The sequence below is a fragment of the Streptosporangium sp. NPDC049644 genome (genome assembly GCF_040675205.1).
Classification (GTDB): domain Bacteria; phylum Actinomycetota; class Actinomycetes; order Streptosporangiales; family Streptosporangiaceae; genus Streptosporangium; species Streptosporangium fukuiense.
In genome coordinates this window covers 1-1,467 of the sequence record NZ_JBFAOJ010000266.1, presented here as the reverse complement: position 1 = coordinate 1,467, position 1,467 = coordinate 1, and the positions used below count along the sequence as shown (strand labels likewise).

General features: G+C 69.7%; 1 protein-coding gene. It reads left to right on the top strand.

Going from position 1 to position 1,467, the window contains the following annotated elements; translation table 11 throughout:
• Window positions 1-21: 21 nt before the first annotated feature.
• Window positions 22-1,467 (top strand): type I polyketide synthase (locus tag AB0J58_RS45015; protein WP_364227992.1); only part of this gene is annotated, 1,446 nt, incomplete at its 3' end.

Here is a 1,467-nt window from a genome sequence, read left to right as displayed (position 1 = left end):
TATCACGATTATGCCTCCAGTGTGGAGTTCCCGCCGGATGTGATGAGCTTCTTCGGGACCGGTAACGCGGGCAGTGTGCTGTCGGGCCGGATCTCCTACGTGCTGGGCCTGGAGGGGCCGGCGATGACGGTGGACACGGCGTGTTCGTCCTCGCTGGTGACGATTCACTTGGCGGCGCAGGCGCTGCGCTCGGGTGAGTGCTCTTTGGCGCTGGCCGGTGGTGTGACGGTGATGGCGTCGCCGGGGGCGTTCATCGACTTCAGCGCTCAGGGCGGGCTGGCCGGCGATGGCCGGTGCAAGGCGTTCGCGGATGCGGCCGATGGCACGAGTTGGGCCGAGGGCGTCGGGATGGTGGTGCTGGAGCGGCTGTCGGACGCGCAGCGCAACGGTCATCAGGTGCTGGCCCTGGTGCGCGGGTCGGCGGTCAACCAGGATGGCGCCTCGAATGGTCTGACGGCGCCGAACGGCCCGTCGCAGCAGCGGGTGATCCGCCAGGCGCTGGCCGCTTCGGGGCTTTCGCCGTCTGAGGTGGACGCGGTCGAGGCGCACGGGACCGGTACGACGCTGGGTGACCCGATCGAGGCACAGGCGCTTCTCGCCACCTATGGCAAAGACCGGGACGAGGATCGGCCGCTGCTGCTGGGGTCGATCAAGTCGAACATCGGTCACACCCAGGCCGCTGCCGGTGTGGCGGGTGTGATCAAGATGGTCATGGCGATGCGGCACGGGGTGCTGCCCATGACGTTGCATGTGGATGCGCCGTCGTCGCATGTGGACTGGTCGGCGGGTGCGGTGGAGCTGCTGACCGAGGCTAGGGCGTGGCCTGGGGTGGAGCGGCCGTGGCGGGCGGGGGTGTCCTCGTTCGGGATCAGCGGCACCAACGCCCACGTGATCATCGAACAGGCGATAAACGCTTCGCAGGATCAGGCACCGGATGCCGGTGGGGTCAGCGATGTCGTTCCGGTGCTGGTGTCGGGTCGTACGGCCGGGGCGTTGCGGGCGCAGGCCGGGCAACTGGCCGCGCATGTGACGGGCCACGATGAGCCCGCCTTGGGAGATCTGGCGTTCTCGCTGGCCACGACGCGGTCGGCGTTCGAGCATCGCGCGGTGGTGCTGGCGAGTGACCGCGAGGGGGTGCTGGCCGGTCTGGGTGCGGTGGCCGAGGACCTGCCGGGTGCGGGTGTGGTGCTGGGGGTGGCCGCGGCGGAGCCGAGGCTTGCGGTGTTGTTCACCGGTCAGGGCAGTCAGCGGGCGGGGATGGGCCGGGAGTTGTATGACCGGTTCCCGGTGTTCGCGCGGGCGTTGGATGAGGTGATCGCCGGACTGGATCCGTTGCTGGATGGGTCGTTGCGGGAGGTGCTGTTCGCCGAGGCGGGCACGGCGGAGGCGGAGGCGCTGGACCAGACCGGGTGGGCGCAGCCGGCGTTGTTCGCGGTGGAGACGGCGTTGTTCCGGCTGGTGTCCTCG